Consider the following 21,251-nt stretch of genomic DNA (forward strand, 5'->3'; position numbering starts at 1 on the left):
GGTTAGGTAGTCATTCCGGGGCGATGCGAAGCATCGAACCTCAGATGTGCAATTGCACATCGGGGAATCTCGAGATTCCGGGTCTGGTCCTTCGGACCATCCCGGAATGACGGCGGCGACAGCGCGCCTTACGGCGTCAGCACCGCGCGGCCGACCAGTTTGCCCTTCTGCAAATCGGCGAGCGCTTCGTTGGCTTTCGCGAGCGGCAGCGTCGTCACCGGAATCGGCGCGATCATCTTGTTTCGAACGAGTTCGAGCAATTCCTTGGTCTCCCGCAGATTGCCGACATAGCTGCCCTGGATCGTGATCGCCTTGATCGGGATCAGCGGCAAAGCAAAGGTCGCGCCGCCGCCGAACAGGCCGACAATGACGAGCTTGCCGCCCTTGGTGAGGCAATCGAATCCAAGCTGCGTGGTCTGCGCGTTGCCGACGAGATCGATCACGGCGCGAATGGGTTCGCCGGCCTTTTTCGCGAGTTGCTCCAGCGCGTCCGGCGCCTTGCCGTCGACGGTTGCAAGCGCACCGGCAGCCTCGGCCGCTTCGCGCTTGCGCGCATCGATGTCGACGACGATGGCGCCCTTGCCGCCCATCGCCTTTAGCAGAGACAGCGCCATCAGGCCGAGGCCGCCGGCGCCGAAGATGACGATCGGCGAGTTGAAGGCGAATTCGACCTTCTTCAGCGCGCTATAGGTGGTGACGCCGGAACAGGCATAGGGCGCGGCGGTAACGGGGTCGAGTCCCTTCAGGTTCAACAGATATTTCGGGTTCGGCACCGTCATGTGATCGGCGTAACCGCCATCGCAATAGACGCCGAGCGAGTTCGGCTTGACGACGCACATATTCTCGTCGCCGCCGACGCAGGTAGCGCATTTACCGCAGCCGAGCCAGGGATAGACCAGGGCTACGTCGCCGACCTTGAGATCGCCTCTGTCGGCAGCGGTAACGTCGGGCCCGAACGCCACGACCTCGCCGACCGTCTCGTGGCCCATCGTGCGCGGCAACGACACGCCGCGGTCCTTCAGCGACAGCGGCTTGCGGCCATGGCCGAGATCGTAACCGCCTTCCCAGATGTGAAGATCGCTATGGCAGACGCCGGCGGCCTTCACCTTGATCAGCACCTGCGTACCAGTGGGCTGCGGCGTCTCCTGATCCACCTCCTTCAGCGGTGCGTTGAACTCGGCGACTTGAAAACTCTTCATCGCTTCCCTCCCGTCATTCTTGTTCTTGGACCATTTCTTGGGCGCTAGATACTTCTTGAGAACGGACATTGCCACGTCCGTCCCATCGAGACAAACGCGGGCGGCGCTCCCCGGGTATTCAGATCAGCGGGTGATGGCAAGCCACGAACTGGCCCGGCGCCACGGCGCGCAGTTCCGGCATCTCGTCGCTGCATCGTTGATCCGCGCGGGGACAGCGGGTGCGAAACCGGCAGCCGGACGGCGGCGCGATCGGCGACGGCGGCTCCCCCACGGGAACGGTCTCGGCGGGGCGAATATCCGGGTCGGGCATCGGGATCGCCTCGATCAGGAGCGCGGTATAGGGATGCGCTGGCCTGGCGAAGAGCTGCTCGGAGGGACCGACCTCGCAGAGACGCCCCAGATACATCACCGCGACGCGGTCGCTCACGGCTTTCACCACCGCGAGATCGTGCGCAATGAACAGCAGCGTCAGTCCGAACCGGGCCTTCATCTCCTCGAGCAGATTGAGGATCTGGGCGCGTATCGATACATCGAGCGCGGAGACCGGCTCATCGCAGACGATGAACTCGGGATTGAGAATGAGCGCGCGCGCAATGCATATGCGCTGGCACTGGCCGCCGGAAAATTCATGCGGCAGCCGTCCGACGACGAGCGTCGGGTCAAGCCCGACCGCGCTCAGCACCTCGTGGACAAGCTGCTTGCGCTTCTCCGGGTCCTTGACGCCCGCGATCACCAATGGCTCGGCGACGATGTCGCCAATCTTGCGGCGCGGATTGAGCGAGGCGATCGGATCCTGGAAGATCAACTGCACGCGCCGGCGCATCAGCCGCAAGGCATCGCCTTGCATCGTCGTGAGATCGTGGCCGTCGAACAGCACACGCCCGGCGGTTGGCCGGCGCAGTTGCAGGACCGCGCGGCCCAGCGTCGATTTCCCGCAACCGGATTCGCCGACCAGACCCAGCGTTTCGCCGCGGGCGATCTGCAAGGAGACGCCGGACACGGCATGAACGATCCTGGAACCGACAGGATATTCAACAACGAGATTGTCGACTTCGAGCAACGCGTCAGACGAAATCGATGGAGCGGATTGCGGCATCATGCGTTGGCATCCGCGTGGTCTTCTATCGGGTGGAAGCAGGCGAACTGATGGGCCTTCGTCTCTGCCGCCTCGAGCGCCGGTTTCTCGTTCTGGCAGCGGGCCACCGCATAGCGACAGCGCGGCGAGAACGAGCACCCCCTCAGGGGCCGCGTCGGATCTGGCGGACGCCCCGATATCGCCGGCAGCGGCGTGTGGGGCGCGGCGTCGAGTTTGGGAAGCGCCGCCAGAAGCGCCTCGGTATAGGGCATCCGCATCTTTTTGAACAAGGCAGGCGTCGGGGCGCGCTCGACCACGCGGCCGGCATACATCACCGCAACTTCGTCGGTGCGGCCGGCGACGACGCCGAGATCGTGGGTGATGATGATCATCGCCATGTGGCGGCGACGCTGCTCCCTCGCCAAGAGATCGAGGATCTGCGCCTGGATCGTGACGTCGAGCGCGGTGGTCGGCTCGTCGGCGATCAGGAGTTTTGGTTCGCACGACAGCGCGATCGCGATTGCCACGCGCTGCCGCATGCCGCCGGAGAGCTGATGCGGATACTGCGCCAGCCGCTGCTCGGGCGCGGGGATTCCGACCGCCGCGAGCAGCTCGACGCTACGTCTGGTGGCGGCGGCGTCGTCCAGTTCGAGGTGCTCCTGCAATGTCTCGATCAACTGGGTCCCGATCGTGAGCACCGGGTTGAGCGAGGTCATCGGATCCTGGAATACCACCGCCAGCGACCGGCCACGCAGCTTGCGCAGTTTCTCCGGCGGAAGCTGTAGCAGGTCCTGCCCGTCGAACATCACCCGGCCGGAGAGCTTTGCCTTCTTCGGCAGCAATTGCAGGACCGCCCGCGACAGCATGGTCTTGCCGCAGCCGGATTCGCCGACGACGCCGAGCGTGCGCCCGGCGCCGACGGTGAGGTCGACATGATCCACCGCGCGCAGATTGCCGCGCGGTGTCGGAAGATCGACGACGACATCTTCGACGGAGAGCAGGATGTTCCCGTTCACAGCGCGCCTTGACGTGGATCGGTCAGCGCACGCAGCGTATCGCCGACCAGATTGAAGGAAAGCACGGTGAGGAACATCGCCGCTGCCGGCAAGAAGGCGAGCCGCGGGGCCACGTCGAGGCTCTCGCGCCCCTCCCCGATCATGCTGCCCCAACTCGATATCGGCGGCGGCACGCCGAGCCCGAGGAATGACAACGAGCCCTCGACGACGATGGTGATGGCAACGCCGAGCAGGAAGAAGGCAAACAGCGGCAGGATCACGTTCGGCAACAGTTCGCGCAACAGGATGCGCGCATGCGTGGCACCCAGTGCCTGCGCCGCGATGACGAATTCGCGCCGTGACAACGTCAGCGTCGCAGCGCGCGCCACCCGCATGAAGGCGGGAACGCCAAGGAAGCCGAGAATGAGAGTGAGATTGAGAATCGACTGCCCGAGATACGCCGTTACGGCCAGCGCCAGGATAAGTGGCGGAAACGCCAGCAGCACGTCCATGCTGCCGACAACGATCGATTCGAACCGGCCGCGGAAATAGCCCGCGAGCATGCCGAGCGCGCCGCCGATGGTGAGCCCGATTACAGGCGCGCAGAGACCGACCACGAGCGAAATCCGCGCGCCGTAGATCAGGCGCGAAAGTTCGTCGCGGCCGAGCCCGTCGGTCCCCAGCCAATGTTCCGCAGAGAACGGGGCCCGCCGTTCCAGCATGTCCATGTCGGTCGGGCTCGGCAGCGGCAAGGCAGGCGCAAAGACTGCCATCGCGAAAACGAAAGTCATCCAGCCGATCGCCGCCCAGAACAGCATGCCAAGCCGCCGGCCCTTGCGCGCAGGCTGGGTTACAGCCACCTCGGCAACATCGAGCTCAAGCGTGGCCATGGCGAATCCTGGGATCGAGAACCGCGTAGAGCATGTCGACGATGAAGTTCATGATGACGAAGCCCGCCCCGACCAACAGCACTACCCCCTGCAGAATGATCAGGTCGCGCGTCAGAATCGCGCCGATCAGCAGCCGGCCAATTCCCGGAAGCGCAAAGATCGTCTCGACGATGACAGCGCCGCCGATCAGCCGGCCGATATTGATGCCGGTGATCGTGACCAAGGTCAGCGACGATGGTTTGAGGGCATGCACGAAGAGGATTCGTGCCGGCGTCAGGCCCTTTGCCTTGGCGAGCGCGATATAGTCTTCCTGCAAGGTCGCAATCATGTCGGAACGCAGCACGCGCATGATGCTCGGCCATTCCGCCAGCGCCAGCGTCAGCGACGGCAGCACCAAGAAGCGCAAGTTGGCGAGCGGGTCTTCGGCAAACGGCACATAGCCGGTGGCCGGCAGCCAGCGCAGTTCGACCGCGAAGAAATAGATCAACAGGATCGCCGACAGGAAGGTCGGCACCGACAACATGCCGAAAGCAGTGCCAGTCATGAAGCGGTCGAACGGTCCACCGCTCCGCGCCGCGCAGATAATCGCTAACGGAACGCCGATTCCGAGCGCGCCGAGTTGTGCCAACAACATCAGTTCGATCGAGACCGGTAGCCGCTCGGCGACCGTCTGCAACACTGTCTGTCCGGTGCGGAACGAACGGCCGAAATCGCCCTGCAGGATGTTGCCGAGCCAGCCGAAATAGCGAATCCAGACCGGCTGATCGAGTCCCATGTCCTTGCGAAGGGCAGCGACGTTCTCCGGCGTCGCCTGGTCGCCGAGGATCGTATAGGCGAGATCGCCCGGCAACAGCGACGCGATAAAGAACGTCAACAGCGATACGGCGATCAGGACCGGTATCAGGTACAGAAGCCTACGCGCCACGAACAGCAGCATGGAAGATTATTCCAGCCAGGTGCCGGAGACGTCCACCACCCCGCTGTACATTTTTGGCAAGCCCTTAAGCTTGGCGCTCGACAGCGCGTAATAGGTGTTCTGGAAAGTCCAGAACCAGATAGCTTCCTTGTTGATGATACGGCTGATCGCGCAATAGTCCTCGATGCGCTTGTTCGTGTCGGCCGTGGTCCGCGCGCGTTCGAGCAGCTTATCGAGTTCTGGATTGGAGTAGTTGGCAAGCGCCACCGGGCTTCCAGTCTTGAAATTCGCATACATCTGGATGTCAGGATCGGCGAGATCGATGATTCGCCACGGCGTCATCTGGAACTGGCGCATGAAGGCGCGCGGCGGAATGGTCGCCTGATCAACCTGCTCGATCTCCATGTTGGCACCGGCCCGCTTCCACAATTGTTGCAGCACCTGGCCGACGGTGCGCCCACGTGGCGTCGCCGTAACGAGCATCTTGAACTCGACGGGCTTGCCATAGTCCTTGATCAGCGCCTTGGCCTTCTCAAGGTCTTCGGGAAGCGCACCATCGTCCTTGCATTTGACCCAGGAGCCGTCGCCATAGGGGTTGCTGGCAGGTCTTGCGAGACCATTGGTGATGGCCTGCGACATCTTCTTGCGGTCGAGCGCCATCACCAGCGCCTGGCGGACGCGCACGTCGTCGAACGGCGCGACCTTAGTGTTGAAGGCATAGACCTGTGCGCCGGACCCAACATAGGTGTGCACGGCCAATTTCGGGTCCTTCTGCGCCTTCATGATATTGTCGGCGTCGTATTCATCGTCCCAGATGATGTCGGCCTCACCCGATTGCAGGCTGGCGAAGCGCGACTGCGCGTCCGGCAGCGGCTTCAATGTGATACGGTCGAGATAGGGCCGGCCCTTGTTCCAATAGTCGGGATTCTTCTCAAGCACCATGCGGTCGCCCGCACTCCATGACTTCAGGATATAGGGACCGGTGCCAACGGGGTTGCGGTTGTAGTCATCGCCCTTGGTCTTCCACGCGGTTGGCGATTGCACCGAATTGTTGGCGCTTGCAAAGCTCACAAGCGCCGGCATGTTCACCTGTGGATCATTCAGATTGTAGACCACCGTCAGCTCGTCGGGCGCCTGCACGTTGTTGACATAGGCGATGTAAAAGGCGCAGCGGCATTTGTTGGCAGGGTCTTTCTGCCGATCGAAATTTTCCTTGACCGCTTGCGCATTGAAAGGCGTGCCGTCGTGGAATTTAACGCCAGACCGTAGCTTGAAGGTCCAGGTCTTGAAGTCCTCGGAAGGAGTCCAGGACAGTGCGAGTTTCGGTTGCACAGCGCCCTTGTCATCCAGAGACGTTAGCGTGTCGAAAATCGCTGCTGCTGCAGTTCCGGCGGAGGTATCGAACACACCGACTTTCAGGGGATCGAAGCCGGGGATATCGAGTTCAAGGCCGAAGGTGATGCTGCCGCCCGGCTTCTGCGCGCTGGCGGGCATTGCCGACAACGCCACGCCAAATCCCGCCACAAGAAATATTCGCGCGAGCGCGCTCGAACGGATCGCCGCCTTCATGGATGTTCCCTCCGATATGTCGTTCGTCCGGTATTCCGGATCGTCGATGTCTATCGGAGATTGTCCGGAAACGCCGTCGCGGGCAAGGGCGTTTGCAAGCCGCGGATGAAAAGCCGCAGCATCGACACCCTTGCGTCGCGACGCGCGCCGTCAGATGCTCGCAGACACCTGCGCCTTGCCGAAGGATGCGATCTCGTCCTCCGACAGGCCGGTCTCCTTTAGGTAGGCGCGCGTGTGCTCGCCGAGCGTCGACATGCGCTTCGCCGCCGACACGTTGGCGCCCGACATGCGGAACGGCAGATTGAGGACCTTGAAGGTGCCGCCGCCGTCCTCCACCACGGCCAATGCGCCGCGATGCGCAATCTGCGGATCGCGCAACGCTTCGGCTACCGTGCGATAGGCCGACGACGGGACACCGTGCGTGTTGAGCGCGGCAAGGCACTGCGCGGTCGTCACGGTGCGCGACCATGCTTCCACGCCTTCCATCAGGCTCGTCCAGTTTTCCCGCCGATCGGAATATTTGGCAAAGCGCGGATCGCTCACCCACTCCGGATGACCGATCACCTGCATCAGGCTCTGGAAGGTTTTCTCGCTGGCGATCGCCATCATGACATAGCCATCGGTCGTCTCGATTGGGCCGAACATCGGCCGTTGCGTCGGCTTCACCTCGAATTGCGACCATTGCAGTTCGTTCAACGTCAGGCTCAGCATGGATTCCAGCATCGAGACGTCGATATGCTGGCCCTGCCCGGTTGCCGCGCGCTGATACAGCGCCGCCGAGATCGCGCCGAATGCGTAGACTCCGGTGAGTACGTCGGCGTGATAGATGCCGCAGTAATCCGGCCGGCTTCGTCCCGGCTGGTAGGCCAGATGCGCCATCTCATAGCCTGATGCCGCGTGAATCACCGGCGCATAGGCCGGCAGCTCCGCCGATGGCCCGGTCTGGCCATATCCGGAGATCGAGCAATAGACCAGTTTCGGGTTGAGGCCGTGCAGGGAGGCATAATCGAGCTTCAATCGCCGCATCACGCCGGGGCGAAAATTCTCCACCAGCACGTCTGCAGTCGCGACCAATCGGCGAACGGCCTCGACGCCCCTGGGCGATTTCAGATCGAGTACCAGACTGTTCTTGCCGACGTTAAGCTGGCCGAAGGCGGTAGAGCAATTATTCCGTACCGGCGGACGGGTCCGCATTGTCTCGCCGTCCTCGGTTTCAATCTTGATGACCTCGGCGCCCATATCGGCTAGCATGCGCGTGCAGTGAGGCCCGGCAATCGTGGTTGAGAAATCGAGGACGCGTAGGCCTGCAAAGCTGCCTGTCATATTCCTCTGCTCGTTACCGGCTATCGTCATTCTCGTGTAGCTCCTTGGGCCTAACGGCACTTGTTGTTGGCGCGGCGTGACCCTAAAGGGCACCGCCGCGGCAGGAAAGCCTTTCGCATCAGGAACCGATAGCGAGGGCCCGGCATTATCTCCAGTAGACGGACCCTTGGAATAAACTGGACCCTTTCTTGCATTTCCCCTCATCAGAGGCTGGTAGAGGGCATTCCTTTGAGAGTCTTATTCATCACTACGGAAATGGATGATTTCGTCCGGGTGGGCGGGCTCGCCGCCGTGTCCGCCGCCCTGCCCCGGGCGCTTCGCCGACGAAGCGACGTCAGGGTCATGCTGCCCGGCTATCGGGACGTCGTCGAGCAGCTCAGCCACGTTGATATTGTTGGACAATGTGACGCGCTGGCGGAGATGCCGGCCTGCTCGGTCGGGCGGGCAGCGACCAAGGACGGCCTGCCGGTCTACGTCCTGCTCTGCCCGCAACTATATGACCGGCCCGGCAACCCCTATGGCGATGAATCCGGCCGCGACTGGCCCGACAACGACATCCGCTTCGGGCGGTTTGCATCCGCTGCCGCCGAACTTGCCTTGGGCAAGGTGGACAAGAATTGGGCAGCGGACCTGGTTCACGCCAATGACTGGCAGGCTGCATTGACGCCGGCCTACCTGGCCTGGAAGGACGCAAAAGTTCCTTCGATCCTGACCATCCACAACCTCGCCTATCAGGGACTGTTTCCCGCGGACTCGCTGCGCCGCATCGGGGCGCCCGAGAGCTCCTTCCACATCGACGGGCTGGAATTTTACGATCACGTGTCGTTCCTGAAAGGCGGCCTCGTCTATGCCTCGCATCTGACCACCGTCAGCGCGACCTACGCAAAGGAGATCACGACGCGCGAGCTCGGCTGCGGGCTCGAAGGCCTGCTGAAGCGCCGCTCGGACGCTGACCAACTGACCGGCATCCTGAACGGCATCGACGAAAGCTGGGATCCGCGCGCCTGCGCACAATTGGCGCAGACCTTTGGCGCCGGCGATTGGGAAGGCAAGCAGGCGAACGCGAACTACGTCCGCAAGCAGTTTGGCCTGGCGCTGTCACGCGGGCCGATTTTTGCACTTGTCGCCCGCCTCGTCCACCAGAAGGGCGTCGACCTCGTATTGTCAGCCGCCGACAAAATCATCGATGCCGGCGGCCAGATCGTCGTGACCGGCAGCGGCGAGCCCCACATTGAGAAGGCGCTGGTCGAGGCACATCTGCGCCGGCCGGACGCGATCGGCGTCGTCATCGGCTTCAACGATGGACAGGCGCGGCGGATGTTTGCCGGCAGCGATTTCACGCTGATGCCGTCACGGTTCGAGCCGTGCGGGCTGAGCCAGATGTATGCGCAGCGGTTCGGATCGCTGCCGATCGGTCACCAGACCGGTGGGCTGGCGGAGACCATCAAGGATGGCGAAACCGGATTCCTGTTTTCGAAGCCGTCGCCGGAGTCGTTCCTCGGCGGCGTGCGGCGCGCGTTCGAAGCCTTCCGCGCCAAGGACCGGCTCGACACGATGCGACGCAACGCAATGGCACGATCGTTTAGCTGGGATCTTTCAGCCGCCTGCTACAACGCGCTCTACAAGAAGACAGTCGCGCCTTCCATCGTCACGTTACGCCCAGCTACTCCGCCGCTTCCGGCATAACTTCCATCTGCTCGTGGAGGATGACGCCGGATAGCGGATCGAACTCGCCGACCCAGGGCTTCTTCTCGAGCATCGCTTTGGTGTGGCGGTAACCGGCATCCCAGCGTTGCATGATGCCGGACGGACTGAAATCGATGTCCTTGGTGTGGTCCTCCCGGCTGAGCTGTGGGGCGAGCAGCCGCACCACATGCATCCGGGTCGGACAGCCATAGCCCGTCAGTTCCCTCACCGCCTCGCTGCTTCGCTCTGACTCGGGCAGGCGCGCGGCGAGCTGGTTGATGACGTGGCGCAGCCGATGCGCCTGCTGCTGGCGGGCAATGTGGCTGGCTATCCGGCTCGAATACTGCACGTCCTTGTGGCGGTTCAGCACCTCCGCCATCGTGGTCGGCTCGGCGCCGGCCGGATTCCAAAGATGCACGGCGAAGATCAGCGAGTTCTTGCGCGGGTTATCGTCGAAGACGGCTTCCGTCGGCGTGTTCGACAATATGCCACCATCCCAGTAAAGCTCGCCGTCGATGCGGATCGCCGGGAATGCCGGCGGCAGCGCACCCGACGCCATGATGTGCTTGACGCCGAGCTCGCAGTCCCGGCTGTCGAAATAGCGCATCTGGCTGGTGCGGACATGGGCGGCGCCGACCGTCAGGCGTGGCGAGCATTGATTGACCAGCTCAAAATCGACCAGCTCGCTCAAGGTTCGCTCCAGCGGCGCGGTCGAGTAGTAGCCGGCATTGTCGGCGCCGAGCGGATAGGAATCGCCGGCATGGGCCAACGGGTTGGGCCGAAAGAAGCCGGGAATGCCGTTGGTCACGGTCGACCAATAAGAAAGCTTTTCGTTGAAGCCTGGAAAGATGTCGCGAAAGGTCCAGACCGGACTCTGCTCCATCTTCTTCCAGAACTCGCGAAGGCGCGACAATCGGTTCTGCGGCGCGTTGCCGGCGATCAGGCCGGCATTGATAGCGCCGATCGAGGTGCCGATGATCCAATCCGGTTCGATTCCGGCCTCATGCAGCGCTTGATAGACACCGGCCTGATAAGAGCCAAGTGCGCCGCCGCCCTGCAGCACCAGGACGATCTGACCCGACTCGGACCTGGCCAGCGATCGCAAGTTCGGCGAGGAACCGATATCCTGAACGTCCTTCATGTCACGCTCCTTCGGATTAGTGCGCGGTCCAGCCGCCATCGACCGGCAGCGCGACGCCGGTGATCGAAGCCGCCGCGTCGCTGGCAAGAAACACCGTCAGCGCGCCGAGCTCTTCGACGGTGGCAAAGCGCTTGTTCGGTTGCTGCGCCAGCAACACGTCGTGGATGACCTGCTCGCGAGAAATGCCGTGCGCCCTGGCCTGGCCGTCGATCTGCGCCTCGACCAGTGGCGTGTAGACGTAACCCGGGCAAATCGCGTTGCAGGTAATGCCGTCCTCCGCGGTCTCCAGCGCCGCCACCTTGGTCAGGCCGACGATGCCGTGCTTTGCCGCGACATAGGCCGCCTTGAAAGGCGAAGCGACCAGGCCGTGGGCCGAGGCGATGTTGATGATGCGGCCGAACCTGTTCTGGCGCATCGCGGGCAATGCGAGCCGTATGGTGTGAAATGCCGATGACAAATTGATCGACAGGATCGCGTCCCACTTCTCGACCGGAAACTGATCGAGCGGCGCGACGTGTTGAATGCCGGCATTGTTGACCAGAATATCGAGCCGGCCGTGACTGGCGACCGTGGCAGCGATCATCTCGGCGATTGCTTCCCGGCTCGTCATATCGGCCGCGGAATAGCTGGCCTCGACGCCGAAATCGGCGGTAAGCTGATCGCGGGTCTTGGCGATCTCGGCCGCGAGGCCGAAACCGTTCAGCACCACGGCCGAGCCGGCTCCGGCCAACGCACGGGCGATCCCGAACCCGATACCGCTGGTCGAGCCCGTGACCAGCGAGACCTTGCCTGTCAGTGGCCGCAAGGCCGAAGCACCCTGTGTCTTGAGCTGAATATTCATGGGCCGTCCTTTCGTGTGGCTGGTCAGCGTCGTAACGAGACCATTTCCGCTGCAATCTGCACGCGGGAAACGGCTTCAAGGAAATGCCCTTTGGCTTCCAAAACCATACGCCAGCGCTATGGCGGTTTGGGTAGTCATCCGGCGGCGCAATCGGGTAGCTTTCCTGCACGTCAGAGCGGGGCACGACCATGGAGATGCATCAGGTTCGCTACTTCCTTGCGGTCGCGCGTGTGCTCAACTTCACGCGCGCCGCCGACGAGTGCAACGTCACGCAGCCATCGCTGACGCGGGCGATCAAGCAGCTCGAAGCCGAACTCGGCGGCGATCTGTTTCGCCGCGAGCGCCCGGCCGCGCAATTGACCGAGCTCGGCCAGCGCATGCATCCGCTGCTCAAGCAATGCTATGAAGCGGCGACCGGCGCGCGCGAACTTGCCTCATCCTTCAAGAGCGGCGAAGTCGGCGCGCTCCGGATCGCACTGACCCATTCGGTCGACCTATCGCTGTTGATTCCGCATCTCGACCAGATCAAGCGGATGTTCAATCGTCTGGAGTTTCGTTTCTTGCGCGGCAATGCCCGCGAAGTCGCGGAATATCTCAAGAAGGGCGAAGCCGAACTCGGCATTGCCGCTGAAATCAGCGAAGAGTGGGACCGGCTCGATACCTGGCCGTTGTTTACCGAAAACTTTCAGCTCGTCGTCAACCGGAAGCATCCGCTGGCGGACCGCGATAAACTCGACTTCGGCGATCTTCGCGCCGAACAATTGCTGTCGCGGAACTACTGCGAGCATGCGGCGCGGGTGAACTCTTCGCTTCGCGAACACGGCCTCGACGTCGATCGCAGCCACGAGATCGCATCCGAGCGCGATCTGATCGAACTGTTGGAGGCCGATATCGGCGTCGCCGTGGTGCCCGATACAGCGTCGATCCCGCCGACGCTAAAACGCGCCAGCGTCGAAGGGTTGGATGCGCGGCGAACGGTAAATCTTTACGGCGTGGCCGGACGTGAACGGACTGCGGTGGCATCTGCCGTGATGCGGATGCTGCGCAGCACAAACTGGCAGCAACTCATTGAAAGGAATGGAACTCCTTGAGAGCTCCGGCTGGATCGGTTCTCCTCGCTTCCGCCGCATTTGCGCTGAGTACGCGTCCCCTTAAAATCCAGGACGGCCGCACCATATAGGGATCTGGCTGGGAGTTGGAGGGACCGATGAAACCTCATCCGCGCCCGAACCGCAGAGATTGGGAAGAGATCGCCGAGGATCTGCAGCAGACAGCGGATAGGCTGCCGCCCGGCGACGACAAGGAAGCCGCCAAACGCAAGGCGTTGCAAATGAGGAAGGCAGTCGAAATCAGAAATTGGCTGACTTCGCCAGGCATGCAACCACCCCGCTGATGCAGTGCTCTGCAGGGCGGAACCGCGGCGCATGCCTGCTTGGTAGGGTGAAGAAAGTCTGCTCAATAAAGAGCGACCCCGCCATTTGAAATCGCAAAATGACGGGGCCGTCGGAGCATTTCACCTTCTGTGAGGGTTACTTGCTCCTTGCACACGTAACTTTCGACGCGCGATCACGTTCCGGGCTTCTTCGAGATTTTTTCTTTCTCGGAGATCTCTCTTCCTTGAAGTTTCTCCACCGGTTCCGCTACCAACGCTTTCATCCGGGCGGCCACCGGCCTCGTGCGGCAGCGATCCTGTTCGCGCGAGTCTTGCACGCCCTAAGGGAACTGCTTCCCCTTCGCGGAATTTCCGTAGTTGAGGCGAGGTCACCAAGGCTGACCTGCTCGCCGACGTCGTCGAGCTTGCGGGCTCGCGCCGGCAACGCTGGGGACCCGCGCCAGGCGCTGCGCCACGAAGCTGCGCTGAATTCGGTCTCGATCAAGGGAGATCAGCCATGCCGCAGATCCACGCCGACAAGCAACCCGTTACCCAGATCACGATCGTCGAGTCGGAGCCCGAGAAGCAAGCGGAGGCGTTGTCGGTCATGACCGAGCGCGCCCGCTTCATGGCGCGTCAGCCGGGTTTCATATCGATCAGCCTGCATCGCAGTCTGGATGGACGCCGCATCGTCAACTACGTGCAATGGCAGAACAGCGATCTGCTGCGGTCGGCCCATCAATCGCCGGAGTTTCGCAGGCAGTGGGGCCATTTCGACGACATCACGAGCGAGATCGATCCGCACCTGTATGAAGTTTCTGCCGTCATGGAGGGGAAAACGTAAGCAAACAACCAGTGGGAACAACCTGATGCAGGACTCCCGACCATTGATCACGCCCTCCGGAAGCGGAATCCTGGACCCGGGGACCGGCGCTCCCATGCGTGATGACTACTTTTTTGCCGGATTGAGCAATGAGCTCGGCGACAAAGGGTTTTTCGTTACCGCCGCCGATGATTTGATCACGTGGGCCCGCGGCGGTTCGTTGATGTGGATGACATTCGGCCTCGCATGCTGCGCAATCGAAATGATGCAAATGGCGATGCCCCGCTACGACGCCGAACGGTTTGGATTTGCACCCCGGGCCAGTCCACGGCAGGCGGATGTCATGATCGTCTCCGGTACACTATGCAACAAGATGGCCCCCGCGCTGCGCAAGGTTTATGATCAGATGCCCGAGCCCCGATATGTGATTTCGATGGGTTCGTGCGCCAACGGCGGCGGCTATTACCACTATTCGTACTCGGTCGTGCGGGGCTGCGACCGCATCGTGCCTGTCGATATCTATGTTCCGGGCTGCCCGCCGACCGCCGAAGCGCTGCTGTACGGCGTGATGCTGTTGCAGAAGAAGATTCGGCGTTCAGGTACCATCGAACGCTGACGTCGATCGCCCGGAAAACGGGAACCCTGCCAGAACTTCGCTCGAAAGCGCTCTCGGCGCGATCTGCAAGCCGGCGAGCGGATTTCTACTATCGCTCTTCGCATGCACCCTTCAACGCGGCGATCAGGTCGTCGATCTCCATGCGCTTGCGGAAATCGGGATCGACGAAGCGGGCTTTTACCAATCCATCGCGCCCGACCACGAAGGTAGCCGGGATCGGCAGCACCCAGCCGTCATTGCCCTGAAAACTCGCCATATCCTGATACGAAAGCAGCCGCTGGATTTCGCTGCCGAGCCAGATCGCGAGGTTGAGTGACAGCGCGTAGCCGTTGTCGAGATCGGTCAGAACCGGGAACGGCGCTGCGGCCTCGGATTTGAATTTCTCGGCATAGGCCTGCATCTCCGGCATGATCGCAACTGTCTGCGCGCCCAACGCCTTGATCCGGTCCTGGGCCTGGATCACCGCCCTTACGTTTAGCCGGCAGTAAGGGCACCAATGGCCGCGATAGAACATCACGGCGACCGGCCCCTGGTCGAGGAGCGATTTCAGGCTGACCAGCCGGCCGGTTTCGTCCGGCAACAGGAACGGCGGCATCACCTCGCCCGGCCTCGGCGCGTTTTCGCCGCCGCCGTTCTCATTGAGCCGCGCCACCAGCCGGTCGACCGCTTCGCCGTAGGCCGGAAAGATCTCCCGTCCCGCCGCGGCGTAGGCCTCGAGCTGCTCGCGCAAGGTACCCTCCATGTCGCGGCATTGCTGGAACGCCTCCTTCAGGCGTTCGGCGTTGGCTGGCGATAGCGTTGTCGTCATGGCTTGCTCCGGCACATCCGTATTATTTTCCGGTTCGGGCCGCCCCGCAAGGGCGGCCCGAACCCTGCAGTGCTCCTGCTTCAGGGCAGATAGAAATTGCCGGTCGGATCAAGCATGCCCGAGGTCGAATAGAGCTGGCCCTTGTCCATGAAGAACACGGTGTTGTTCGGCACCTTCTTGGCGTTCCTCATCATCGCGTCGTGGTTCTTGGGCGTCGCAGCCATGGCCATCGCCGACATCTTGCCGGGGCCGGCATACATGTAGGCCATGCCCGGATTGAATTCCCAGGGGACTTGCGAGAAGGCGGTCGTTGCAACGGCCGCAAAGGCCGCTGCGGCAATCAGGGTCTTGGAAAGGCTGGTCATGGGAAATTCCTCAGGATTGACGTCGCGCCCGCCAATCGGGCGCTGGCCCATCAGAGGATGGACGTCCCTTGATTTGAAATGCCGTTGCACAATCGGTTCGATAGCCATGGCGTATTGAGGGGCACCGATAGTCCGCCGCTATCGACTTGAGAGCGGATGCGCATTTCATATCGGCCCGCCGAACGTTCATCCTGCCCTCGAAGGCATGCGGAGGGCATGCGCCACCGACGGGAGGTTTCCCATGACACGCCATCTGACGAACCGCTTTGCAAATTTCCTTGCCACACTGCTGCTGGCGGTGCTCGTGCTTTCCGCCGTCTCGGCAGCGCGGGCCGACAGCGACGATGGTATCGTTCGCGTCAAGAGCGCGGTGCCGATGCCGGAGGCGATCAGCCGCATCAAGGCGGATATCGCAGCCAAGGGCATCAAATTCTTCAGCGAGATCGACCAATCGAAACTCGCGGCCGGTGCCGGCATCAAACTGCGTCCCTCGACGCTATTGGTGTTCGGCAATCCGCCGCTCGGGACGCAGTTCATCACCTCGAATCCGAACGCCGGGCTTGACTGGCCGGTCCGGCTATTGCTGACGCAGGACGACAATGGCGACGTCTGGGCAGTCTGGACCGATTTCGGATGGATCGCCAGGCGTCACAATATCAGGGACCGTGTGGCGCAGTTCGAGATGGCGACCAAGGTGGTGGGCTCGATCACCTCGACCATCACAACCAAGTAACCGTGTCGGCCTGCTTGCCGCAAGCTCATCAGGCTGCGCCGCCGGCGCGGCCTGATCGCATCCGGCGTTGCCAACAGAGGAGTTCGTCCGATGACACCGGAGAAATTTGACGTGGTCATTCTCGGTGGCGGCAATGCCGGCATCGGCGTCACCGGACCGGTCCGGCGCGCGGGAATGTCGGTCGCGATGATCGAGGCCGATCTTCTCGGCGGCACCTGCCCGAACCGCGGCTGCACGCCGAAGAAGGTGCTGGTCGCCGCCGGTCACGCGCTGCACGGAATCGAACGCGCATCCACCCATCACATAGCTGTCGGCAAGCCGAAACTCGACTGGGCCGCGCTGATCGACCGCGAGAAGGACATGATCAAGGACATTCCTGCCAATCTCGCCCGCGCGATGGCCAAGCGCAACGTCGAGGTCATCAAGGGTCGCGGCGCGTTCACAGGCTCCAATACCATCCGCGTCGGAAGCCGGACACTCGAGGCCAGGCATATCGTGATTGCGACGGGATCGAAGCCGCGGCCGCTGCCGATTCCGGGAGCCGAGCTCATGATCACCTCGGACGAAATGCTGAGCGAGCGCGAACTGCCGGCTTCCGTGATCTTCATCGGTGGTGGTGTCATCGCGCTCGAGTTTGGCCACGTCTATGCGCGCGCTGGTGCCGCGGTCACGATTCTCGAAGCGCTGCCGCAGCTATTGCCAGCCATGGACGCCGACGCCGTCGCGCGCTTGCACGCCGAGAGCGAGCGCATCGGCATTCGCATCGGAGCTGCAGTGAGCGTCAAGCAAATTGAAAGGGCGAAGGACCGCCTGCGCGTCGTCTTCAGCCATAACGGCACCGTGCACGTAGCCGAGGCCGACCGTGTCGTCAACGGCGCCGGACGCGTCGCCAATGTCGATACGCTGGATCTTGCCGCGGGCCAGGTCGAGCAAGCCAATGGCCGCGTCGCAATCGACCGCCATTTGCGGTCGACCTCCAATCCCAACGTATATGTCTGCGGCGACGCAGTTCCGACCTCGCCGCAATTGTCGCCGATCGCGACCTATGAGGGCGACATCGTCGGCCGAAACATCGTCGAAGGCGCTAAGTACAGCCCGGACTACGCGAGCATGGCGACATCGGTCTACACGGTGCCGCCGCTCACCTCGGTTGGCCTGACGGAAGCCGCCGCCAGGCAGAACGGCCTTGCGATCGACGTCCACGTCAATGACATGCTCGACTGGTTCTCCGCGAAAACCTATGCCGAAACAGTGGCGTGGTCGAAAGTAATCGTCGATCAGGCCACTGACCGCATCCTTGGTGCTCATTTCGTCGGGCATTCGGGGCAGGAACTGGTGAACATCTTCGGATTGGCGATGCGGTTCGGCATTACCGCGAGCCAGATCCGGGAAAACGTCTACGCCTATCCGACCTTCTCCTCCGACATCAAACACATGCTCGGCCACGGCTAGATGAAAACGCTCTAGTCCTACTCCGTCATCGCTGCTCTAGCCCTCATCCTGAGGCGCCCGCAGAGCGGGCGTCTCGAAGGATGTAAGCCACGGGCGGGGCCTCATGGTTCTCCCGGCGATGCGAAGCATCGTCCGGAAACGCGCTTCACGCTCCTCACCATGAGGGGCCAATGACGCAGTAGAACTAACCGCATAGCAGGGAGCTATCGAGTCAAAAGCCAACCGGCATTTCCTCTCGTGCGTCATTTCCACGATGGTGGTGACGTAGCCGGACCATCCGGTGCCAAGGCAAAACCAGAGGAGACCACGACATGTCCAAATCCAACGTCACGTCGCGCATGGTCTGGCAGGGCCTCGCGCTCGCCGGATTGATCGCAGGTTCGGTTGCGACCGCCTCGAGCGCCGTGGCCGGCGAATGCCCGGCCGGAAAAATGCAGGCAAATGTCCGCCCGATGGTCGACCACAAGCCGGTCGGTGTCACCGACGTCACGCTCGGCTCGATCAATCTCGAGAAGCAGCCGGCCAACATCAGGGATCGCGAGCTGCGCTTCCGCAAGCTGACCATCGAGCCCGGCGGCATCGTACCCTGGCACAGCCATGACGACCGGCCTGCGCTGATCTATGTCCAGCAGGGCGAGATTGTCGAGTACGCCAGCAACTGCTCGGAGCCGATCGTGCACAAGGCCGGCGAGATCAGGCCGGAAGTCGCCGGCACCTCGCACTGGTGGAAGAATCTCGGCAAGGAGACCGTCATTCTCTATGTCGGCGACGTCCGCAAGGATCCGCACGACCACAATATGTAAGGAGCTGTAACGAGCGCCACCCGACGTCTCGTTGCCGGATGTGACGGCCTGGGGACCCCGTGTCGTCCCACACGCCTTGGCGTCACATCCTTCTTTCTCGATAAGATATTGAGAAGCGCCATGACCAGCATGTCCGCGCCGATGAAATCCCAAGCGATGGAAATGCATGGTCACTCACCCGGCGTGGCGCTACGATCCCTGGTCATTGGCCTCACGGCGTTCCTGACCGTGGTGGATCTGTTCGCGACGCAGGCGATTCTTCCGTCGCTGACCCGGCACTACAATGTAACCCCGGCCGCCATGGGTATCGCCGTCAATGCCAGCACCATCGGCATGGCCGTTGCCGGCCTCGTTGTCGGCTTCTTCAGCCCGCACATCGATCGCCGGCTCGGCATTCTCGTCAGCCTGGTCGTGCTCGCGGTCCCCACCACGTTGCTGGCGATCGCGCCTGATCTCACGACGTTTACGGTGCTTCGCATCGCCCAGGGCCTCTGCATGGCCTCGGCGTTCGCGTTGACGCTGGCCCATCTCGGCGAGCAATGCAGTTCGATGGATGCGGGCGGCGCTTTCGCAGCCTATATCACCGGCAACGTAGCAAGCAATCTGATCGGCCGGCTGGTGTCGGCCGCCGTGGTCGACGCGCTCGGGCTGGCCTCGAACTTCTATTTCTTCGCGCTGCTCAATCTCGCCGGTGCCGTGCTGGTCTATTTCACCATCCATCGGGTCAAGCCGATGCACGCGGTGCTCACGGTGCAATCGCCGCTCGCGGCAACGATCGAGCATTGGCGTAACCCGGCGCTGCGTTCGGCCTTCGCTATCGGCTTCTGCATCCTGTTTGCCTTTATCGGCACCTTCACCTTTGTCAATTTTGTGCTGGTCCGTGCGCCGCTCTCGCTCGGACGGATGGACCTCGGCCTTGTCTATTTCGTCTTCGCGCCATCCGTGGTCACGACGCTGTTTGCCGGCAGGGCTGTCGCCCGGTTTGGCACGCGGCCAGCCATCTGGGGGGCGCTGGCCGTGGCGGCCATTGGATTGCCTTTGATGCTCTCTTCCCACCTGCCGCATGTATTGGCCGGCATGGTACTGGTCGGCGTCGGGACGTTCTTTGCGCAGGCCTGCGCCACCGGCTTCGTCGGCCAGGCCGCCAGTGACTACCGCGGCATTGCCAGCGGAACCTATCTTGCCTGCTATTTCCTCGGAGGTCTCGTCGGCAGCGCCGTGCTGGGCCAGTTGTTCGACCGCTTCGGATGGAGCGCCTGCATCGCCGGCGTCGGCGCGTCGCTCGCCATCGCGGCGCTATTGACCGTGGGCCTCACGCTTAAACCTCAGTCCGCCGGGTCTCCGGCATGAACGCCCAGATCAGCGTCAAGCCAAGGGCTGCGATCCCCGCCAGCCCGATGAACGCGACGCTGCTGCCAAAAATATCGCTGATATAGCCCGCCAATACCGTGCTCAGCGAAGCACCGATGCCGGTCGCGGTTCCGACGATCCCCTGCGCCAGATTGAAGTGGCCGCTGCCGTAGGCGACATCGGCCACGATCAGCGGCACCATTACGCTGAGCACGGCCGCGGTAATGCCGTCGAACACTTGCACCAGGACCAGAACATAGGGATCGCGAACCACCGCAAACAGCAAACCACGGATCGCCAGCGCAGCGAACGCCAAGAGCAGCAGCGGCCGCCTCCCCCACGCCTGAGCCTTGCGCCCGACCGAGGGTGAAGTCAACGCGACGATCGCTTGAGGTACGATGATGCAAGCCGCAATCAGCACCGGCGCCCATTGAGCCGATCGCGTCGTGACCACGCCGGCCATCAGCGGCAGCATGGCGGCGTTGGCGAGTTGAAACAGCAATACGCCGCCGGCGAAGATCAGCAGCGGGCGCTGCCGAAGGAGATGAAGCACACTGGTCGCCTCCTTGTCGGCGGCCTTGGTATCATCGCCGTCCTCGCTCAAGGCACCGTGCGCCTGCGCCACGTTGATTTCCTGGCCACGAATCCGGGCAAGCGCCAACAAGGTGGGAATTGTGAGAAAGAAGGTGACGAAGAAGACCGACTGACTTGACAGCAGATAGCCGGATGCGCCCATCAGCGCCGCCGCTGAACCATTACCCAGGGACGCGAAACGGGCATTGCGCCCGAGCCGTTCCCCGATCGCAAACGGCCCGACCAGGCCGAGGCTGATCGCGGCAATTGCCGGACCCAGCACGCAGCTCGCAAGCGCATGCAAGATGGCGGCCGCAGTTACTACCGGGAAGATCGGCCATAAGGCGTAGGCCAGCGCGGCGCAGCCGATGGTGGCGACAGCAAGCCCCGCCACCAGCCGCTCGGAACGGGCTGCATCGACAACGGCTCCGCCCGGCATCTGCCCGAGCAGGCCGATGATCCCGCCGATCGACAGCACGAAGCCAATCTCAACCTGCGTCCATTTCTGCGTGGTGAGGTAAACCGCGATAAACGGACCGAATCCGGTCTGCACGTCGGCGAGAAAGAAGATGAACCAGTCGAGGCCGCGGTGGCTCTCGCGCGACGGTTTGGGCCGCTCGCTGGGTGCGGGCGGCACCGGCACAACATTTCCCTCGCCGGCGGATCGCCCATGGCGATCGTCGTTCATCGGATCGAGCGACTGGGACGGGCGCGCGATCAG

Annotated in this window: 20 protein-coding genes; 8 read left to right on the forward strand and 12 right to left on the reverse strand. The window is 62.6% G+C overall.

The annotated features are described in order from the left end of the window. Nucleotides 1-128 precede the first annotated feature (128 nt). The 7 genes from LMTR3_RS30865 to LMTR3_RS30895 all read right to left on the reverse strand — a co-directional run bounded on the left by LMTR3_RS30865 (nucleotide 129) and on the right by LMTR3_RS30895 (nucleotide 7,997). Nucleotides 129-1,199: an alcohol dehydrogenase gene (locus LMTR3_RS30865; protein WP_065748985.1), complete on the reverse strand. Its 1,071-nt coding sequence runs from the start codon at nucleotides 1,197-1,199 to the stop codon at nucleotides 129-131. 118 nt (nucleotides 1,200-1,317) lie between these two features. Then, nucleotides 1,318-2,298 carry an ABC transporter ATP-binding protein gene (locus LMTR3_RS30870; protein WP_065748736.1) on the reverse strand — a complete coding sequence of 327 codons (981 nt, stop codon included), beginning with the start codon at nucleotides 2,296-2,298 and terminating at the stop codon, nucleotides 1,318-1,320. Then, the gene (locus LMTR3_RS30875; protein WP_245320057.1) at nucleotides 2,295-3,290 is read right to left on the reverse strand and encodes an ABC transporter ATP-binding protein; all 996 of its coding nucleotides are present in this window, start codon (nucleotides 3,288-3,290) and stop codon (nucleotides 2,295-2,297) included. The genes LMTR3_RS30870 and LMTR3_RS30875 overlap by 4 nt, the downstream gene beginning before the upstream one ends. Beyond that, the gene (locus LMTR3_RS30880; protein ID WP_065748737.1) at nucleotides 3,287-4,159 is read right to left on the reverse strand and encodes an ABC transporter permease; all 873 of its coding nucleotides are present in this window, start codon (nucleotides 4,157-4,159) and stop codon (nucleotides 3,287-3,289) included. The genes LMTR3_RS30875 and LMTR3_RS30880 overlap by 4 nt, the downstream gene beginning before the upstream one ends. Beyond that, nucleotides 4,146-5,096 (reverse strand): ABC transporter permease, encoded by a 951-nt coding sequence (locus tag LMTR3_RS30885; protein ID WP_065748738.1) that lies wholly within the window; start codon nucleotides 5,094-5,096, stop codon nucleotides 4,146-4,148. The genes LMTR3_RS30880 and LMTR3_RS30885 overlap by 14 nt, the downstream gene beginning before the upstream one ends. Nucleotides 5,097-5,102: 6 nt before the next feature. After that, nucleotides 5,103-6,644 carry an ABC transporter substrate-binding protein gene (locus tag LMTR3_RS30890; protein WP_065748739.1) on the reverse strand — a complete coding sequence of 514 codons (1,542 nt, stop codon included), beginning with the start codon at nucleotides 6,642-6,644 and terminating at the stop codon, nucleotides 5,103-5,105. 150 nt (nucleotides 6,645-6,794) lie between these two features. Beyond that, complete coding sequence (locus tag LMTR3_RS30895; protein ID WP_065748740.1) at nucleotides 6,795-7,997, reverse strand: CaiB/BaiF CoA transferase family protein; 1,203 nt, start codon at nucleotides 7,995-7,997, stop codon at nucleotides 6,795-6,797. Nucleotides 7,998-8,195: 198 nt separating this feature from the next. On the opposite strand from LMTR3_RS30895, the gene glgA reads away from it, so the two are divergent. Then, nucleotides 8,196-9,653 carry a glycogen synthase GlgA gene (gene glgA / locus LMTR3_RS30900; protein WP_065748741.1) on the forward strand — a complete coding sequence of 486 codons (1,458 nt, stop codon included), beginning with the start codon at nucleotides 8,196-8,198 and terminating at the stop codon, nucleotides 9,651-9,653. Here the strand turns inward: glgA and LMTR3_RS30905 are convergent. Beyond that, a complete protein-coding gene (locus tag LMTR3_RS30905; RefSeq protein ID WP_065748987.1) occupies nucleotides 9,631-10,794 on the reverse strand; it encodes a patatin-like phospholipase family protein in 1,164 nt (387 codons plus the stop codon). The two genes, glgA and LMTR3_RS30905, sit on opposite strands and share 23 nt — an antisense overlap. A 16-nt stretch (nucleotides 10,795-10,810) precedes the next feature. Beyond that, a complete protein-coding gene (locus tag LMTR3_RS30910; protein ID WP_065748742.1) occupies nucleotides 10,811-11,635 on the reverse strand; it encodes a 3-hydroxybutyrate dehydrogenase in 825 nt (274 codons plus the stop codon). Between the two features lie 188 nt (nucleotides 11,636-11,823). Between LMTR3_RS30910 and LMTR3_RS30915 the strand changes: the two genes are divergently transcribed. The 3 genes from LMTR3_RS30915 (at nucleotide 11,824) to LMTR3_RS30930 (ending at nucleotide 14,446) form a co-directional block, all read left to right on the forward strand. Continuing rightward, the gene (locus LMTR3_RS30915) at nucleotides 11,824-12,726 is read left to right on the forward strand and encodes a LysR family transcriptional regulator (protein ID WP_065748743.1); all 903 of its coding nucleotides are present in this window, start codon (nucleotides 11,824-11,826) and stop codon (nucleotides 12,724-12,726) included. Nucleotides 12,727-13,524: 798 nt separating this feature from the next. After that, a complete protein-coding gene (locus LMTR3_RS30925) occupies nucleotides 13,525-13,851 on the forward strand; it encodes an antibiotic biosynthesis monooxygenase family protein (protein WP_065748745.1) in 327 nt (108 codons plus the stop codon). Nucleotides 13,852-13,876: 25 nt separating this feature from the next. Next, on the forward strand, nucleotides 13,877-14,446 hold the full coding sequence (locus LMTR3_RS30930) for a NuoB/complex I 20 kDa subunit family protein (protein WP_065748746.1): 570 nt from the start codon (nucleotides 13,877-13,879) through the stop codon (nucleotides 14,444-14,446). Between the two features lie 88 nt (nucleotides 14,447-14,534). Here the strand turns inward: LMTR3_RS30930 and LMTR3_RS30935 are convergent, their stop codons facing one another. Both LMTR3_RS30935 and LMTR3_RS30940 read right to left on the reverse strand, forming a co-directional pair. After that, a complete protein-coding gene (locus LMTR3_RS30935; RefSeq protein WP_065748747.1) occupies nucleotides 14,535-15,254 on the reverse strand; it encodes a peroxiredoxin-like family protein in 720 nt (239 codons plus the stop codon). An 80-nt stretch (nucleotides 15,255-15,334) separates the two neighbouring features. After that, nucleotides 15,335-15,619: a hypothetical protein gene (locus LMTR3_RS30940; protein WP_065748988.1), complete on the reverse strand. Its 285-nt coding sequence runs from the start codon at nucleotides 15,617-15,619 to the stop codon at nucleotides 15,335-15,337. Nucleotides 15,620-15,860: 241 nt separating this feature from the next. Between LMTR3_RS30940 and LMTR3_RS30945 the strand changes: the two genes are divergently transcribed. The 4 genes from LMTR3_RS30945 (at nucleotide 15,861) to LMTR3_RS30960 (ending at nucleotide 19,957) form a co-directional block, all read left to right on the forward strand. Continuing rightward, complete coding sequence (locus LMTR3_RS30945) at nucleotides 15,861-16,352, forward strand: DUF302 domain-containing protein (RefSeq protein ID WP_065748748.1); 492 nt, start codon at nucleotides 15,861-15,863, stop codon at nucleotides 16,350-16,352. A 90-nt stretch (nucleotides 16,353-16,442) separates the two neighbouring features. Next, complete coding sequence (locus tag LMTR3_RS30950) at nucleotides 16,443-17,804, forward strand: dihydrolipoyl dehydrogenase family protein (RefSeq protein ID WP_065748749.1); 1,362 nt, start codon at nucleotides 16,443-16,445, stop codon at nucleotides 17,802-17,804. A gap of 311 nt (nucleotides 17,805-18,115) precedes the next feature. Further along, nucleotides 18,116-18,607 carry a cupin domain-containing protein gene (locus LMTR3_RS30955; protein WP_065748750.1) on the forward strand — a complete coding sequence of 164 codons (492 nt, stop codon included), beginning with the start codon at nucleotides 18,116-18,118 and terminating at the stop codon, nucleotides 18,605-18,607. A gap of 120 nt (nucleotides 18,608-18,727) precedes the next feature. Continuing rightward, complete coding sequence (locus tag LMTR3_RS30960) at nucleotides 18,728-19,957, forward strand: MFS transporter (protein ID WP_065748751.1); 1,230 nt, start codon at nucleotides 18,728-18,730, stop codon at nucleotides 19,955-19,957. Here the strand turns inward: LMTR3_RS30960 and LMTR3_RS30965 are convergent. Next, nucleotides 19,926-21,218 carry an MFS transporter gene (locus LMTR3_RS30965; protein WP_065748752.1) on the reverse strand — a complete coding sequence of 431 codons (1,293 nt, stop codon included), beginning with the start codon at nucleotides 21,216-21,218 and terminating at the stop codon, nucleotides 19,926-19,928. The two genes, LMTR3_RS30960 and LMTR3_RS30965, sit on opposite strands and share 32 nt — an antisense overlap. Between the last annotated feature and the right edge of the window lie 33 nt (nucleotides 21,219-21,251).

The sequence above is a fragment of the Bradyrhizobium sp. LMTR 3 genome (genome assembly GCF_001693485.1).
Taxonomy (GTDB): Bacteria; Pseudomonadota; Alphaproteobacteria; order Rhizobiales; family Xanthobacteraceae; genus Bradyrhizobium.

What these genes read in the sequence shown, in the direction of transcription:
- LMTR3_RS30940 (WP_065748988.1), bottom strand. Translation starts at nt 15,619, where the DNA reads ATGACCAGCCTTTCCAAGACCCTGATTGCCGCAGCGGCCTTTGCGGCC.
- LMTR3_RS30880 (WP_065748737.1), bottom strand. Translation starts at nt 4,159, where the DNA reads ATGGCCACGCTTGAGCTCGATGTTGCCGAGGTGGCTGTAACCCAGCCT.
- LMTR3_RS30915 (WP_065748743.1), top strand. Translation starts at nt 11,824, where the DNA reads ATGGAGATGCATCAGGTTCGCTACTTCCTTGCGGTCGCGCGTGTGCTC.
- LMTR3_RS30895 (WP_065748740.1), bottom strand. Translation starts at nt 7,997, where the DNA reads ATGACGATAGCCGGTAACGAGCAGAGGAATATGACAGGCAGCTTTGCA.
- LMTR3_RS30935 (WP_065748747.1), bottom strand. Translation starts at nt 15,254, where the DNA reads ATGACGACAACGCTATCGCCAGCCAACGCCGAACGCCTGAAGGAGGCG.
- LMTR3_RS30910 (WP_065748742.1), bottom strand. Translation starts at nt 11,635, where the DNA reads ATGAATATTCAGCTCAAGACACAGGGTGCTTCGGCCTTGCGGCCACTG.
- LMTR3_RS30925 (WP_065748745.1), top strand. Translation starts at nt 13,525, where the DNA reads ATGCCGCAGATCCACGCCGACAAGCAACCCGTTACCCAGATCACGATC.
- LMTR3_RS30885 (WP_065748738.1), bottom strand. Translation starts at nt 5,096, where the DNA reads ATGCTGCTGTTCGTGGCGCGTAGGCTTCTGTACCTGATACCGGTCCTG.
- LMTR3_RS30950 (WP_065748749.1), top strand. Translation starts at nt 16,443, where the DNA reads ATGACACCGGAGAAATTTGACGTGGTCATTCTCGGTGGCGGCAATGCC.
- LMTR3_RS30870 (WP_065748736.1), bottom strand. Translation starts at nt 2,298, where the DNA reads ATGATGCCGCAATCCGCTCCATCGATTTCGTCTGACGCGTTGCTCGAA.
- LMTR3_RS30965 (WP_065748752.1), bottom strand. Translation starts at nt 21,218, where the DNA reads ATGAACGACGATCGCCATGGGCGATCCGCCGGCGAGGGAAATGTTGTG.
- LMTR3_RS30945 (WP_065748748.1), top strand. Translation starts at nt 15,861, where the DNA reads ATGACACGCCATCTGACGAACCGCTTTGCAAATTTCCTTGCCACACTG.
- LMTR3_RS30905 (WP_065748987.1), bottom strand. Translation starts at nt 10,794, where the DNA reads ATGAAGGACGTTCAGGATATCGGTTCCTCGCCGAACTTGCGATCGCTG.
- LMTR3_RS30890 (WP_065748739.1), bottom strand. Translation starts at nt 6,644, where the DNA reads ATGAAGGCGGCGATCCGTTCGAGCGCGCTCGCGCGAATATTTCTTGTG.
- LMTR3_RS30930 (WP_065748746.1), top strand. Translation starts at nt 13,877, where the DNA reads ATGCAGGACTCCCGACCATTGATCACGCCCTCCGGAAGCGGAATCCTG.
- LMTR3_RS30955 (WP_065748750.1), top strand. Translation starts at nt 18,116, where the DNA reads ATGTCCAAATCCAACGTCACGTCGCGCATGGTCTGGCAGGGCCTCGCG.
- LMTR3_RS30865 (WP_065748985.1), bottom strand. Translation starts at nt 1,199, where the DNA reads ATGAAGAGTTTTCAAGTCGCCGAGTTCAACGCACCGCTGAAGGAGGTG.
- LMTR3_RS30960 (WP_065748751.1), top strand. Translation starts at nt 18,728, where the DNA reads ATGACCAGCATGTCCGCGCCGATGAAATCCCAAGCGATGGAAATGCAT.